Source organism: Herbaspirillum sp. GCM10030257, assembly GCF_042666555.1.
In the GTDB taxonomy this organism is placed as follows: domain Bacteria; phylum Pseudomonadota; class Gammaproteobacteria; order Burkholderiales; family Burkholderiaceae_D; genus Noviherbaspirillum.
The window spans coordinates 26230-39602 of sequence record NZ_JBHTDH010000022.1 but is presented as its reverse complement, the minus strand read 5'-3'; the positions used below and the strand labels follow the sequence as shown (position 1 = coordinate 39602).

At 54.0% G+C, this 13373-nt stretch carries 16 protein-coding genes; 6 read left to right on the top strand and 10 right to left on the bottom strand.

Features of this window, described 5'->3' with window-relative positions:
• Positions 1–12: 12 nt before the first annotated feature.
• From ACFQUU_RS23120 to ACFQUU_RS23095, 6 genes are read right to left on the bottom strand one after another with little or no spacing between them, the layout of a single operon-like run.
• A complete protein-coding gene (locus ACFQUU_RS23120) occupies positions 13–1824 on the bottom strand; it encodes an AMP-dependent synthetase/ligase (protein WP_382250474.1) in 1812 nt (603 codons plus the stop codon).
• 2 nt (positions 1825–1826) lie between these two features.
• Positions 1827–2618, bottom strand: coding sequence for an ABC transporter ATP-binding protein (locus ACFQUU_RS23115; RefSeq protein ID WP_382250503.1), 792 nt, complete (start codon positions 2616–2618; stop codon positions 1827–1829).
• A 33-nt stretch (positions 2619–2651) separates the two neighbouring features.
• Positions 2652–3839 (bottom strand): ABC transporter substrate-binding protein, encoded by a 1188-nt coding sequence (locus tag ACFQUU_RS23110; protein ID WP_382250473.1) that lies wholly within the window; start codon positions 3837–3839, stop codon positions 2652–2654.
• Between the two features lie 23 nt (positions 3840–3862).
• Positions 3863–4903: a branched-chain amino acid ABC transporter permease gene (locus tag ACFQUU_RS23105; protein ID WP_382250472.1), complete on the bottom strand. Its 1041-nt coding sequence runs from the start codon at positions 4901–4903 to the stop codon at positions 3863–3865.
• Entirely contained in the window at positions 4903–5784 is an 882-nt protein-coding gene (locus tag ACFQUU_RS23100; protein ID WP_382250471.1) for a branched-chain amino acid ABC transporter permease, read from the bottom strand. Before ACFQUU_RS23100 ends, ACFQUU_RS23105 begins: the two co-directional genes overlap by 1 nt.
• The gene (locus tag ACFQUU_RS23095) at positions 5784–6641 is read right to left on the bottom strand and encodes an ABC transporter ATP-binding protein (protein ID WP_382250470.1); all 858 of its coding nucleotides are present in this window, start codon (positions 6639–6641) and stop codon (positions 5784–5786) included. The genes ACFQUU_RS23100 and ACFQUU_RS23095 overlap by 1 nt, the downstream gene beginning before the upstream one ends.
• A gap of 500 nt (positions 6642–7141) precedes the next feature.
• Between ACFQUU_RS23095 and ACFQUU_RS23090 the strand changes: the two genes are divergently transcribed.
• On the top strand, positions 7142–7603 hold the full coding sequence (locus ACFQUU_RS23090; RefSeq protein WP_382250469.1) for a cache domain-containing protein: 462 nt from the start codon (positions 7142–7144) through the stop codon (positions 7601–7603).
• Between the two features lie 162 nt (positions 7604–7765).
• Complete coding sequence (locus ACFQUU_RS23085) at positions 7766–8263, top strand: C40 family peptidase (RefSeq protein WP_382250468.1); 498 nt, start codon at positions 7766–7768, stop codon at positions 8261–8263.
• A 33-nt stretch (positions 8264–8296) separates the two neighbouring features.
• Here ACFQUU_RS23085 and ACFQUU_RS23080 read toward each other — a convergent pair whose 3' ends face one another.
• Positions 8297–8722: a MarR family winged helix-turn-helix transcriptional regulator gene (locus tag ACFQUU_RS23080; RefSeq protein ID WP_382250467.1), complete on the bottom strand. Its 426-nt coding sequence runs from the start codon at positions 8720–8722 to the stop codon at positions 8297–8299.
• A gap of 102 nt (positions 8723–8824) precedes the next feature.
• Between ACFQUU_RS23080 and ACFQUU_RS23075 the strand changes: the two genes are divergently transcribed.
• Positions 8825–9142, top strand: coding sequence for a DUF1330 domain-containing protein (locus tag ACFQUU_RS23075; protein ID WP_382250466.1), 318 nt, complete (start codon positions 8825–8827; stop codon positions 9140–9142).
• Between the two features lie 125 nt (positions 9143–9267).
• Here the strand turns inward: ACFQUU_RS23075 and ACFQUU_RS23070 are convergent, their stop codons facing one another.
• Complete coding sequence (locus tag ACFQUU_RS23070) at positions 9268–9438, bottom strand: hypothetical protein (protein WP_382250465.1); 171 nt, start codon at positions 9436–9438, stop codon at positions 9268–9270.
• Between the two features lie 646 nt (positions 9439–10084).
• On the opposite strand from ACFQUU_RS23070, the gene ACFQUU_RS23065 reads away from it, so the two are divergent.
• Positions 10085–10291: a YcaO-like family protein gene (locus ACFQUU_RS23065; RefSeq protein WP_382250502.1), complete on the top strand. Its 207-nt coding sequence runs from the start codon at positions 10085–10087 to the stop codon at positions 10289–10291.
• A gap of 30 nt (positions 10292–10321) precedes the next feature.
• Positions 10322–10573: a hypothetical protein gene (locus ACFQUU_RS23060; RefSeq protein ID WP_382250464.1), complete on the top strand. Its 252-nt coding sequence runs from the start codon at positions 10322–10324 to the stop codon at positions 10571–10573.
• 131 nt (positions 10574–10704) lie between these two features.
• Here ACFQUU_RS23060 and ACFQUU_RS23055 read toward each other — a convergent pair whose 3' ends face one another.
• A complete protein-coding gene (locus ACFQUU_RS23055; RefSeq protein WP_382250463.1) occupies positions 10705–11214 on the bottom strand; it encodes a DUF1993 family protein in 510 nt (169 codons plus the stop codon).
• Positions 11215–11353: 139 nt separating this feature from the next.
• Positions 11354–11629 carry an SWIB/MDM2 domain-containing protein gene (locus ACFQUU_RS23050; RefSeq protein ID WP_382250462.1) on the bottom strand — a complete coding sequence of 92 codons (276 nt, stop codon included), beginning with the start codon at positions 11627–11629 and terminating at the stop codon, positions 11354–11356.
• 328 nt (positions 11630–11957) lie between these two features.
• Between ACFQUU_RS23050 and gdhA the strand changes: the two genes are divergently transcribed.
• Entirely contained in the window at positions 11958–13301 is a 1344-nt protein-coding gene (gene gdhA, locus ACFQUU_RS23045; RefSeq protein WP_382250461.1) for an NADP-specific glutamate dehydrogenase, read from the top strand.
• The last annotated feature ends 72 nt before the right edge of the window (positions 13302–13373 follow it).

Here is a 13373-nt window from a genome sequence, read left to right as displayed (position 1 = left end):
TGAGCAGAGAGGTCAGGAATACATTTCTTCAATCTCTGCCGTATAAGTCTTATAGATGCTCGCGCGCCGCACCTTCATGGTCGCCGTGACCTCGCCATCGTCATGGTCAAGTTCTTTGGTCAACAAATGAAACTTGCGAATCCGCGACACCTGCGCGAGACGCGCATTGCCGCTATCGATTTCGGCCTGGATCAGGTCGCGCACTTCAGGCGATTCGGCCAGCGAGCGGAAGTGGGTAAATGGAATATTACGTGCCTCGGCCCACTGGGCAACCGCATCATAGTCGATCTGGATCAACGCGGAGACGTACTTGCGTCCATCGGCGATAACGATGCATTCCTTGATGAAGCGGCTGGCTTTCATCGTGTTCTCGATTTCAGATGGCGTCAGGTTCTTGCCACCTGCAGTAATCATGATGTCCTTGAGCCGGTCGACTATCTTCAGTACACCGCCCTCCTCGCGCACCACATCACCGGTATGCAGCCAACCGTCCACGATCGACGAGGAGGTTGCCTCGGGGTTCTTGTAGTAGCCTTTGAAGACCATGGGTCCGCGTATCTGCAGTTCGCCCACCTCGGATAACCGGTATTCGACGCCAACGGTTGGCACGCCGACGTTACCGATGCGCACTGAATCCGCCTTCTGGCCCAGTACCATGCCGCTCGACTCTGTCATTCCGTACACCTCGATGAGGGGAACACCCATGGTACGAAAGAATTTCACAATGGCAGGCGCTATCGGCGCTGCGCCGGTAAGCGCAATACGTGCGCGTCGCAGACCGATAAAGTTTTGCAGGGCACGGAAAATTAATAGGTAGTAGATGAAAAAGGTAAGGCGTTCGACGACACTCCGCTGGTGCGCCGCCTTTTCGGAAAACGGCTGGCAATGTCGCATGGCACTGGCGAATAGGTACTGCTGCAATGCTCCCGACTCCTGCATCTTGATCGAGATCGCCGAGTGAAGCTTTTCCCAGATACGCGGTACACCGAGAAACATGCTGGGTGCAACTTCACGCAGGTCTTCCTGAACTGTCCGGATCGATTCGCCGAAATCGACACGCGACCCAAGGTAAAGCGGAACGAAAGCCGTGAGCATCTGTTCTGCAACATGGCAGAGCGGCAGGTAGGAAAGATGCGTGGTGCCGGGCTGAAGCCCAAGTCGCTCAATGACGCCCGGGGCCATGGCCGCGATATTGGCATAGCTGATCATCGCACCCTTGGGCTTGCCGGTCGAGCCTGAGGTATAGATGATGAGCGCTGTATCCTCCATGGTCTGGCTGTCGAGGCAAACATCAATAAGGTCGGGGCGTGCCCGCTCATATTCCGCACCGGTTGTTTCGAGATCGACAAAAGCAATTACCTTTTCCGCGTCCCTGGACTGGATATCGAGGAAGCCCTTTCTTTCAATGACAATAATCTTCTTGAGGCGCGGAAGCTGATCGATGGCATCAAGCACTTTGTCGGCTTGCTCCTGGTCTTCACAAATGACGAGCTGCGCATCCGAGTGATGAAGAACGTAAGCAACTTCGTTGACCGGACTAGTAGGATACACACCGACCGTCACAAGTCCCGCTACCGCAGCACCAAGCTGAGCGAGTACCCATTCCGTGCGATTTTCTGAAATCACGGCGATGTGTGCACCCGGTTGCAGGCCCAAAGCGCGATAGCCCAGGCCTACATGGCGGGCCCGCCGGTAGTAGGTGGCCCAGGTTAGCGGGCGCCAGATGCCGAATTCCTTCTGCCGTATTGCAACGCTGTGCGGATGCAGCCTTGCCTGTTCGCGCAACATCTGCGGCTGGGTTTTGGTATAGACGATTGGTTCCATTTTCAGGACAGCCAGCGCTTGCGACGCTTGTAATGTTTGAGTTCGCGGAAGCCCTTGTTTGCCCCTTCACTGCCGACGCCCAGATAGAATTCGCGCACGTCGGGATCCGATGCCAGCTTTTCAGCGCTTCCGTCAGTCACGACCTTACCTGTTTCCATGATATAGCCGTAATCTGCCACGGCCAGAGCCACCGACGCGTTCTGCTCCACCAGCAGCATGGATACGCCCCGCTCCGCATTGATGCGTGCAATGATGGTAAAGATTGCTTCCACCATGACAGGCGACAAACCGAGGGAAGGTTCATCGAGCAGCATCAGGACCGGTTCAGCGATGAGTGCCCTGCCGATTGCCAGCATCTGCTGCTCGCCGCCGGATAGATAACCGGCGAGACCGCTCCGTCGTTCATAGAGCCTGGGGAAATACTCGTAGACCAGATTGAAGTCGGGTTTCTTTCCATCTGCCAGCGCATAGCTGGCGGCGACAAGATTTTCTTCAACACTCAAGTCTTCAAATACACGCCGCCCCTCCATGACATGAAATAGACCGGCACGCACCAGTTCATGCGGCGCCTTGCTGGTTGCCGCATAACCCTGGAAACGAACTTCACCCCGCGTCACAGCGCCATCGTCTAATGGCAGCAGATTGGATATCGCCTTCAGCATGGTCGACTTACCAGCGCCATTGCTGCCAAGCAGTGCCACAATTTGGCCGCGCGGGACCGCGAGCGACAGGCCGCGCAGAACCTGCACAGATTTGTTGTAGACAACCTCGATGTTATTCACCTCGAGGACCATGCCTTCGCTCTCACTATCGCTCACGTCGGTTCCTTACTGGCTCAGTGTGATCCAGTCCGATGCCGGCAGCATTTTCTTTTGCTTCATGTCGGCCTTGTAGATGCGCCCCACCGGAATGGAATTGCCCTTGATGGAAATCGGCGTCCCGATGAGACCGCCAGTGTCGAAGTTCTGAATCGAATTCAACGCCGCTTTCAGGTTTTTGCCGTCGAGCGGTTTGCCTGCATCAAGCGTGCGCTTGACGGCTTCCGTCAGAAGCATCGCCGCCAGGAATCCTTGTGTGTAAGCGGTGCTCTGGTATTCGGGACGCATTTGCCGAATTTTTTCCAGCATCGGCGACTTGCCTTCGGTGTCGTAGTAATACCGATAGGGCATCACTCCCATGAAGCCGTCAGCCGCTTCACCCATGCGCATCACAGTGGAATTGTCCATGGTCCAGAATGTGCCCATGAAAGCGGATTTCATCCCCATCGCCTTGGCCTGATTGATAAATTCAGGAATGGGCGCCAGGACGTAACCATGGAAAATCGTATAGTCGGGGTCGGCACGCCTGAGCTTGATCACTTCGGCGCTCACGTCAACACTGCTTGGCGGCGTCACGATTTCGCTGACGAGATTCAGATTGAGCTTTTTGGCGGCGGCACGGGTTCCTTCTACCGGGTCACGGCCGAACTCCGTGTCGGAATACACCAGCGCAACCTTTGCGCCCGGCTTGGTCTTGGCGATGTAATTCAGCAGAATGCCGACCATTTCCGTGTAGTCGGGTCCAACCATGAACTGCAGCGGATATTTCTGCGGGTCGTTGAGTTCTTTTGCAAATGACGCACCCGTCATCAGCATCGATCCGGCACGCTCCAGTTCGGGATTGACCGTTTTGGAAAAACCGGTCGAATCGGCGTAATAAAGATTGACCTTGTGCTGGCTGGTGATTTTCTTGAAGGCCGCCATCGAGGCATCGACCTTATAGCCCGTATCCTCGGGTACGTACAATACCTTGCGTCCTTTGATACCACCTGCATCATTGACGATCTTGAGATAGTCCTTGATACCGGCGTCAATGCCGATGCCGGCGAAGGCAAACACGCCGGTCATGGGGATGGAGCCACCTAGTACGATGTCGTTTTGCGATGCGTTTTGCTGCGCCGATGCATTGCCGGCAAGGCCGAGAATGCCGGCTGCGGCGAGTGTTGCAAGCAACTTCTTCCATTGATTGCCAAACATCTGTCGTCTCCTCTTGTTATGTCCTATGTCCGGAATGGCCATAGGTGAAAAGTGCGGCGAACACGGCGCCATATCTCCGCCAGTCCGTGCGGCTCGAAGATCAGGAACAGCACAATCAGCAGGCCGAATACGATAGTACGGACTGGTGACAGTATCAGCGTCGCGTTACTGGTCAGCGGCAGCCAGCCGACCACCAGCTTGAGCAATTCGGGCACCATGGTCATGAATACAGCGCCAAAGATGCCGCCGCGTATCGTGCCCATGCCGCCGACGATGACAGCGGCCAGAAAGAAAATCGACATGATCAGCGGGAAACTTTCAGGCGTAACGATCCGAAAGAAGTACGCGAACATGCCACCGGCCACGCCAGCGTAAAAAGAGGATATGGCGAAAGACATCAACTTGTAGCGCAACAACGGAATGCCGAGGACACCCGCTGAAATATCGCGGTCGCGGATGGCAATGAAGGCGCGTCCGATACGCGTGCGAAAAAGATTGGCCGCACCAAACAACATCAGTATGGTGATCGGCATGATGACCCAGTACAACCGGAACGAGGTATCGAGCGCGAGCCCGAATAGTTGCGCGGGCGGTACGGCCAAGCCGCCGGTGCCGCCGGTCAGACTTGCCCAATGGGAGAATGCGAAATGGGAAATGAAGCCAGCCGCGATGGTGGCGATCGCAAGGTAAAGGCCTTTCACGCGTAGCGATGGCAAGCCGACGAAGATGCCGCCAATCATTGCCACAGTGCCGCCGGCGAGCAGATTGATCAGGAAGGGAGAACCGAAGCGGATCTGCAGTATGGCAACCGTATAGGCACCGAGCCCCATGAAAGCGGCCTGCCCAAGGCTGACCAGGCCGGTATAGCCGGTCAACAGATTAAGTCCTGTCGTGCTCGCGATATTGATCGCCACCAGGCACGCCAGATACAACCAGTATTCACCCGCAATGAAGGGAAAAGTCGCCAGGGTGACGAGTAGGATCGCGAACCATGCGCGCTGAGTTACGCTGTCGAACAAGGACTCGTCGTCGGCGTAGCTTTCCTTGGCGGAGCCAATACGCATTACAGCCTCTCTATCTCATGAGTGCCGAACAGTCCGTACGGCCGTATCAACAGGATGACCACCAGCAGGATGAATGTCGCCAGCAATTTGTATTCGCCGCCCAGATACGACCCTGCCCACGCCTCTACCAGACCGATCACAAGACCGGCGACCAGTGCCCCGGCAACACTGTCCAGGCCGCCGAAAATCACCACCACCAGCACCGATAGCCCGAACACGCCCATGGAGGACGATATGCCGCCAATTGCACCGACGACGATGCCGGCGACCCCGGCAATGACGGCTGCGAAGCTCCATGCAAGGGAAAAGACGCGCGGCACATTGATTCCCATTGAATAAGCGGCCGCCTGATCCGATGCGGTGGCACGCAAGGCCACACCACCACGCCAGTATCGGAAGGTCACCAGGACGATGGCGATCAGCGCAACCGCAACCCAGAACCCGTAGAAAATCTTCGGCGCCAGAAATGCCTCGCCTATCCGTATCGGTGTGGAAGGAATAAATTCCGGAAGCCGGCGCTGATCAGCGGTCCAGATCAGCTCCACCAGGCCCACTAGTATCGATGACAGGCCGACTGTCACCATAAAGGACGCGATTGGCGATTCCCCCAGCATGGGGCGTATCACGACGCGTTCTACTGCCATACCAAGCACGCCCATGGCCAGCAGCGCTGCCGGTATGGCAATCCACAACGGCAATCCCGCACCGACGGAGAAGGCAAAGAACAAATATGCACCCGCCATCAGCATATCGCCAATTGCCAGATTTACGACACGTGTCGCTTTGTAGATGATGACGAAAGCCAGGCCAGTCAGCGCATATAGTCCACCGGTGCCAAGACCCGCCAGCGATATCTCCATGAAGAACAGCCAGTCGAACATCAGGCGGCGCTCCTCATCCCGCTTCGTGCAGTCCGCGTCGCGGCGTCCTTGTATTGCGCACGCAGCGCTTGAATATCGCCGGATCCCAAGTAGGCGCGGATAACTTCTGGATTGGCTTGCACTTCGGAGGGAAGGCCGCTCGCGATGACCTGACCGAAGTTGAGCACTACCACATGGTCGGACAGATCCATCACCATGCCCATGTCATGCTCGACCATCAGGATCGTAATGCCCCATTCCCTTCGTACTTCAAGGATGAAGCGTGCCATGTCCTCGGTCTCTTCACGATTCATGCCCGCGACCGGCTCGTCCAGAAGCAGTATCTTTGGTTTCATGGCAAGCGCGCGTGCCAGTTCGACCCGTTTCTGTAAACCGTATGACAAGGAGCTGACCGGTGCCTTGCGGATATGGTCAATTTCCAGGAAGTCGATAATGCGCTCTTCGATTTCCTGCCGCAGTTGTTCTTCTTCCCGACGCGCAGCAGGAGTAAAAAAGAGCCCGGCAAGCGGACCCGTCTTCAGGTGACAATGACGTCCCAGCTTGATGTTGTCGAGGACCGTCATTCCGCGAAACAGCGCGATATTCTGAAAGCTGCGCGCGAGCCCGAGGGCGGCACGCCGCGGCGGGGCGATACCGGACAGGCTTTTCTGATGCAAAAAGATGTCGCCTGAGGTCGGTTTGTAGAAACCCGAAATTGTGTTGAAAACCGACGTTTTTCCCGCACCGTTCGGTCCGATAACGGAGGTGATACTACCGTCAGCAACGCTGAAGGTAACATTGTCGAGCGCCTTGACGCCGCCAAACTGTAGCGTGACGCCACGGACGTCGAGAATGGAATGACTCGCTATTGCCTGCAAGGTTGTCTCCTTTTTTGTGCAGTGCATTCGATTTTTATTCCGCGTCACCCGCGTCTGTTTTTATCTACTTGCGAGTAACGTCGACAATACTAGCATAGGAAATTACTCATGCAACAAGCTCGAAAAATTTATCTCGGAAGCACGTATGGATGGAGAAAAATGGCGGATTTTCGGGATTTTGGTGCCTTACGTCGACAATTCTACGAAATTGATAAGAATACAAAGCGAAATCTGACCTGGTTACTTGCAAGTAACGGTAGCAATTTGCTGTAGAACCGAACTCTCTCGTGGCTTTAGGAAGGAGGTCCGTGATTTTCCAACTGAAGTTCACGTTCGAAGTCCGGTCGCAAAGGCTAGATATGCGGTTCAGTCAACACCGTTGCGCAACCTGTCCATACGGAATATCCACAAGACTGTTCTTCAGGAAAGAAAGGATAATATTTTCCGCACGGAAATATCGCCATCCACTAACTCCCTCTCTTTTTGAAGAAATGAATAGTATGAAAAAGCTAATGACAGCTTTGGCCTTTTGCACGGCCTCCTTTGTGATAGCTGCTCCGGTATTCGCAGCTGATCAAGGAACGGCCGATGAGGCGACCGCCATGGTAAAAAAGGCTGTCGCGTACATGAAGGTGAATGGTAAGGATAAAACCCTTGCAGAAGTATCGAACAGCAAAGGCCAGTTTGTCGACCGGGACCTCTATCTGTCGGTTTATGATCTGAACGGTAATGTGCTTGCACACGGGACGAATGCCAAACTGATTGGCAAAGATGTCTCTGCTTTGAAGGATGCGGACGGCAAGGAATTCATCAAGGAGATTCTGGGTAAGGCAAAATCGTCTGGTAAAGGTAATGCCGATTACAAGTGGCCGAACCCTGTATCGAAAGCGATTGAAGCGAAGACGGTCTACTTCGAGAAGGCAGATGATCTCGTTTTTTCCAGCGGCTATTACAAAAAGTAATCGTTAGGATTAAAGGCACTTTAAAGAAAGTGCATCGATGATAACGGTCGCTTCAAGGGTGACCGTTATCAAAGGTTTTGTTTTCACGTTCTGTGGCACTCGAAAAGAGGATAAGTCCGGCGCCTGATACTATACGACAGCCAAAAACTTACGTGGACCTGCATGAGACGAACCATTCCTGCTGCCCTTCTCCTTCTCAGCCTCGTCGGTTGCGGTAGCGCTCCGCCCATTTCGAAGGGTCGCGTCACCGTTGAAACATTTCAGAACGAACGACAAGCCTCGCCCGCCGCACAGGAAGTAGCCATGTACGCATTGATGCTCCTGCGTACAGGATATCGCTTTGGCGGAAAAAATCCGGACGCGGGGCTTGACTGCTCCGGGATGGTCGCCTACGTGTACCGTGAGGCCGCCGGATTGCCGCTGACGGGTAATGCAGCTTCGCTTGCGCGCCAGGGGCGCGATACGGGATTCGACCAGCTTCGGGCTGGCGACCTGGTGTTCTTCAATACCCTGGGCCGCCCGTTCTCTCATGTGGGGATTTACCTTGGCAAAGGCGAGTTCATTCATGCGCCTAACTCCCGCGGCCAAGTGCGCGTAGACAAGCTCACCAATCGATATTGGTCCGAGCGGTTTGAGATGGCCCGGACACTTCTGGATTAACGCATGGCTCCTGCCTGAGCGCGCTTTGACGTCTCATTCAAGTGCATTGCTCAGCCGGTCAAGATAGCCGACCAGTGCATGTATCTCGGCGTCGCTCAACTCGCCATCGACAACTGCATTTACGGGAGCGAAAGCCCGCTTGGCGCGCTTCAGGACGTCTCGCCCCTTTTCGCTTAGCTCCAGCTTCCATGCACGCGCATCGACTTCGTCTTGCGTGCGAATGACGAGATCAAGACCGATAAGTCGCGCGACCATCGGCGTCACTGCAGATTCGTTCAACCCTAATTGTCGTGCTACTGCTCGCTGCGAGGATTGCCCCTCCTGCGCAATTACGGACAAGACCGACGTTTGCGCAACTGTCAGTCCGACTGCTTCTCCCATTGCGCGATCAGCCGTCTTGCGCAGGTGATGTGCCGCAAGTTGCAGTCTGTGATAGAGGCGATGAGTAGAAGCGGACATTCAGTACAGGGGTTTGTCTAAGCTGACAAGGAAAATTGACAAGGAAGCTACTTTGATTATACTTCAATGCTGAAGGATTTCATATGACAAGGAGCCTATGCCATGACCGTCTATACGATTGCGCAATTGAAGTTTACGGACATTGCATCTTATCGCCGTTACCAGAAGGCTTTCCGTTCAGTGTTTGCGCGCTTTAATGCGAAATTGCTGGCGGCAGACGAGACGCCGACCGTGCTCGAGGGGAATTGGCCACACGACAAGATTGTTGTGATGTCATTTCCTGACGAAGATGAAGCGCGGAGATTTAGCGAAGATCCGGAGTATCAGGCGATTGCTGCTGATCGAAAAGCAGGTGCCGACGCCGTTGTGCTAATGGTGAAAGGAATCGGAGTGGCCATCCCGCAACAAGGTAAAGCATAAGGAGTACGCTCAATGCAGGCGCCAGTTTGATCAATAGCGACCACTGCTTACGCCCAACATATCTGAGACGCTTACTCGAGAATTACCTCGACGTTGTTCAACTTTTTACCTAATCAGGTCGTCCCTTATGCGTCGGGAAGCTTGTCATAAACCATTCCTTCGACAAGGACGCCGCCAAAGACAAAACCAAAGCTACAAAGCATCAGCGTGAGCTTCGCAAGAAAAATCGCTTTTGCGCGGTTGTCCATGGTTGCCCATGTTTTAGCGGGTGCTACCAGTGTTTGTGCAATTGCCATGCTTGTCTCCGAATAGTTTTCAATGGATGTATCGCACTTGAGCTTGCGCCCTGAACCTGACAATTGACTGACGAACCGGAAATATAATCCTATTCCCAAAAACCCGGGAATCGGTGGAGGAAGGTTCCCAACTCAAGCATGCCAGACCGGCACACGGGTACCCAGTCCAGCATCGTAGCGATGTAATTGCCTTTCTCAAGCCTCGATCCAAAGCGGATGATCCTCGCTTTGCCACTGCTGCCGTTTAAATTTTTATCGCGAGAGGGCGGCTACCCTCTTGATGACTACGAGGTTGCAGACTCAAAAAAGCCCGGGTACATAGGCCCCGGGCGAAATCCACCAAGAGGAGGTGGAGGAGACATCTTTGAGATGGAGATCCCCCAGAAAAATTCAAGGGGCTTGGCACAATATCGTTCCGCCTCTTTCTCCACATTGCATCTCGTGATCTCCTGCGTTGGGCAGCTAATTTTTTCGGCTCCGCTCGATCCAAGTATGCTTCGGCTGAGTTTTAATGCGGATTCCGTCGGAAAGACATTACAAACACCTTCAATTCGACCCGGTAAGCCTCATTCCACGATGCCTTCCTGGCTAACAACACTAACGAGACAACTTGCGCCTACTCGCCATTCCTATATAAAAAAACCATATAAAAACCGAAAGCTTTATCCGGGGCAAAAACGCCTCCCTTGACTCAGGCAATATCGCGCGGGGCGCGTGTACGCTACCCTACGCCCGTCTCCGCGACGGCGCTCAGGCCCTCGTTCCAGTCAACATCATCGGCAACCGGTACGTCAGCAACGGCATGGCAACCGGCAATTCCGTGATGGAAGCCTGCAGTCAGGTCTTGTCGTAGATTTTCGAATGTCACATTAGAAGAGTATCAGTGGCCGATCAACTGCATACACGGAGAAGGCAAGGATACTATGAGGCCGACTTCAGCGAGCAAGGCGCCTATAGCTGTCGTATCCTGGTCCCGGGAATGTCCGAGATTTATCCGGTGGAATATCTTGAATGGGACAACAACAAAGTCGGTAATGGGATTCGTCCTGCGCTGTTGCGCCTGTCCGAGCTGAGTGGAGAGGAAGCAGCCAAACTGCTGGCTGCGCACGACAAGTTATTTGCAGCTGACCGCTAAGCAAGGCTTTACCAATAACCATAATATGGGCAACTTCACCGTGCTTCCATGCCATGCGCCCGATGCAGGCTTACATGGACGCATCAGTGAAGCAGTGCTCTGCGCGAGGTTTTACGGACCCGGAAAATCTTTTAGTACGTACCCATATAATCACGTTTACCGACTTCCACACCGTTGTGGCGCAGAATCGCGTAGGCCGTGGTGACATGGAAGAAAAACTGCGGAAGACCGTAGTTCAGCAAATACGACTGACCATTGAATCTCTTCTCTTTTGGCGTGCCAGGGCGCGTAATGATTTCACGGTCTTCGTTGCCATTGATTTGTTCCGGCGCGAAACTATCAATGAAAGCCAGGGTTTTACTGAGGAGCGATCGCAGGTCTGCGAACGTTACTTCGTTGTCTTCGTACGTGGGTACATCTACGCCAGAAAGTCGTGCGGATACGCCTCTGGCAAAGTCAGCGGCTATCTGCACCTGACGAATTAACGGAAACATGTCAGGGAAAAGGCGTGCTTGCAGCAACACATTGGGATCGATGTTCTTTGCAGTGGCATGCAGTTCCGCCTTATCCAGAATTGCGCTGAGACTGTTCAGCATCTGCCTGAAAACTGGAATGGACGCGGAGTACAGGGCAATGGTCATGCGATTCCTTCAGAAATGGAACGTAGTGATAAGGGAAATGAATGTTACCCAGGCCTGCACCGCTTCTCCCGCGTCTTCGTTATTGATGACGCGGCGATGCGACAAGCTTGGCGCAGTCAGTGTTACTGCCAACTGGCTGCTATTTCAAATGGTTTGAAATCAGCTTGGTCATTTCAAACATGGATACCTGTTTTTTTCCTTCGAATACCGCTTCCAGTTTTGCGTCAGCATTGATCATGCGACGGTTGGCCGGGTCTTGCAGATTATGCTCCTTGATGTAATCCCAGACTTTTTTCGTTACCTCGGTTCGTGGCATAGGCGCTGAGCCGACCACGTCCGCGAGTACGGCGGAAGGCGTCACGGGTTTCATGAAACCGGCATTTGGTTTGCTTTCCTTCTTCGCTGCTGTAGCCATGACATACTCCAAAAATGCACTAAATTCCAAAAACACAAAACCCCGCGTGCGACTTCCCGGCGGGGCTCATGCTATGGACGCCGGAAAATCCGGAACGTAATGTCGATTCTAACCGACTTCAGTAAGTGGACGGGCGCAGACTTGCAAAATGAATACTTTATTTACACGACTTAATTCCCTTGAATAAATTACATGCATAGGCAATAAGAAGAATCAAGAGTCCGAGTTGACATAGGAATTATCGATAAAGATAGCAGCAGTGCACTGTATTTGTGCATTAATCATGCGAAAATACCGGTTTTAAGCCTATTCTTTTTTGGAATCCGATATGAAGTACGCTTCAGTGCACCAGTTCTTGCAACATGTGGCTGACCGCAATCCCGGTCAACCTGAATTTCTTCAGGCAGTCACGGAAGTAATGGAAAGCTTGTGGCCTTACATTGAGAAGCAGCCCAAGTATGCAGATCAAGGTCTACTTGACCGTTTGGTGGAGCCTGAGCGGGTCGTGATGTTTCGTGTTTCCTGGGTAGATGATCACGGTCAGGTGCAGGTCAATCGCGGCTATCGCATCCAGCACAGCATGGCGATCGGCCCTTATAAAGGAGGGCTGCGCTTCCACCCGACTGTCAACCTGTCCGTACTGAAATTCCTCGCCTTCGAGCAAACCTTCAAGAACGCGTTGACCACGCTGCCCATGGGTGGCGGCAAAGGAGGATCGGATTTTGATCCGAAGGGCAAGAGCCCGGGCGAGGTCATGCGCTTCTGCCAAGCCTTCGTAAGCGAACTGTTTCGCCATGTCGGCGCCGATACCGACGTTCCTGCTGGTGACATTGGCGTGGGCGGTCGCGAAGTGGGTTACATGACTGGCATGATGAAGAAACTTACCAACCGTGCCGACTGTGTATTCACCGGAAAGGGCTTGAGCTTCGGCGGCTCGCTGATCCGCCCCGAGGCAACGGGTTACGGCACCGTCTATTTTGCCGATGAAATGCTCAAGACGCGTGGCCGATCGTTTGACGGTCTGCGCGTTAGTGTCTCCGGTTCAGGCAATGTCGCGCAATACGCGGTGGAAAAAGCCATGGCCCTTGGCGCCAAGGTCGTTACGGTGTCCGACTCGAGTGGCACCATCATCGATGAAGACGGCTTCACCCCCGAAAAGCTCGCCATTTTGATGGAAGTGAAGAATCATCTTTACGGCCGTGTCAACGATTACGCCGAACGTACCGGCACGCGCTTTGAGCCCGGTGTACGTCCATGGCATGTTCCGGTAGATGTGGCGCTGCCATGCGCGACCCAAAACGAACTGGATGCCAATGACGCGGCAACTCTCATCAGGAACGGCGTGCTGTGCGTGGCTGAAGGTGCCAACATGCCGTCGACCATTGATGCTGCAAAAGCATTCGAAGCAGCCGGTGTTCTCTATGCGCCAGGCAAGGCCAGCAATGCCGGAGGTGTTGCCACTTCCGGCCTGGAGATGAGCCAGAACGCGGAGCGCATTTCCTGGCCGCGTGAAGAGGTAGATGGCCGCCTGCTGCAGATTATGCAAGCCATCCACGCAGCCTGCCTGCAGTACGGCAAACGTGCAGATGGCAGCCTTAGTTATGTGGACGGGGCAAACATCGCCGGTTTCGTCAAAGTGGCGGACGCAATGCTGGCCCAGGGCGTGATTTAAGTATCAAGCATATCTGCCTGTTTCTTCCTGTACCGGCCAAGTACAGGAAGAATCCGGCCCGAATCGGCCCAC

What these genes read in the sequence shown, in the direction of transcription:
- ACFQUU_RS23120 (WP_382250474.1), bottom strand. Translation starts at nt 1,824, where the DNA reads ATGGAACCAATCGTCTATACCAAAACCCAGCCGCAGATGTTGCGCGAA.
- ACFQUU_RS23115 (WP_382250503.1), bottom strand. Translation starts at nt 2,618, where the DNA reads ATGGTCCTCGAGGTGAATAACATCGAGGTTGTCTACAACAAATCTGTG.
- ACFQUU_RS23110 (WP_382250473.1), bottom strand. Translation starts at nt 3,839, where the DNA reads ATGTTTGGCAATCAATGGAAGAAGTTGCTTGCAACACTCGCCGCAGCC.
- ACFQUU_RS23105 (WP_382250472.1), bottom strand. Translation starts at nt 4,903, where the DNA reads ATGCGTATTGGCTCCGCCAAGGAAAGCTACGCCGACGACGAGTCCTTG.
- ACFQUU_RS23100 (WP_382250471.1), bottom strand. Translation starts at nt 5,784, where the DNA reads ATGTTCGACTGGCTGTTCTTCATGGAGATATCGCTGGCGGGTCTTGGC.
- ACFQUU_RS23090 (WP_382250469.1), top strand. Translation starts at nt 7,142, where the DNA reads ATGAAAAAGCTAATGACAGCTTTGGCCTTTTGCACGGCCTCCTTTGTG.
- ACFQUU_RS23085 (WP_382250468.1), top strand. Translation starts at nt 7,766, where the DNA reads ATGAGACGAACCATTCCTGCTGCCCTTCTCCTTCTCAGCCTCGTCGGT.
- ACFQUU_RS23080 (WP_382250467.1), bottom strand. Translation starts at nt 8,722, where the DNA reads ATGTCCGCTTCTACTCATCGCCTCTATCACAGACTGCAACTTGCGGCA.
- ACFQUU_RS23075 (WP_382250466.1), top strand. Translation starts at nt 8,825, where the DNA reads ATGACCGTCTATACGATTGCGCAATTGAAGTTTACGGACATTGCATCT.
- ACFQUU_RS23070 (WP_382250465.1), bottom strand. Translation starts at nt 9,438, where the DNA reads ATGGCAATTGCACAAACACTGGTAGCACCCGCTAAAACATGGGCAACC.
- ACFQUU_RS23055 (WP_382250463.1), bottom strand. Translation starts at nt 11,214, where the DNA reads ATGACCATTGCCCTGTACTCCGCGTCCATTCCAGTTTTCAGGCAGATG.
- ACFQUU_RS23050 (WP_382250462.1), bottom strand. Translation starts at nt 11,629, where the DNA reads ATGGCTACAGCAGCGAAGAAGGAAAGCAAACCAAATGCCGGTTTCATG.
- gdhA (WP_382250461.1), top strand. Translation starts at nt 11,958, where the DNA reads ATGAAGTACGCTTCAGTGCACCAGTTCTTGCAACATGTGGCTGACCGC.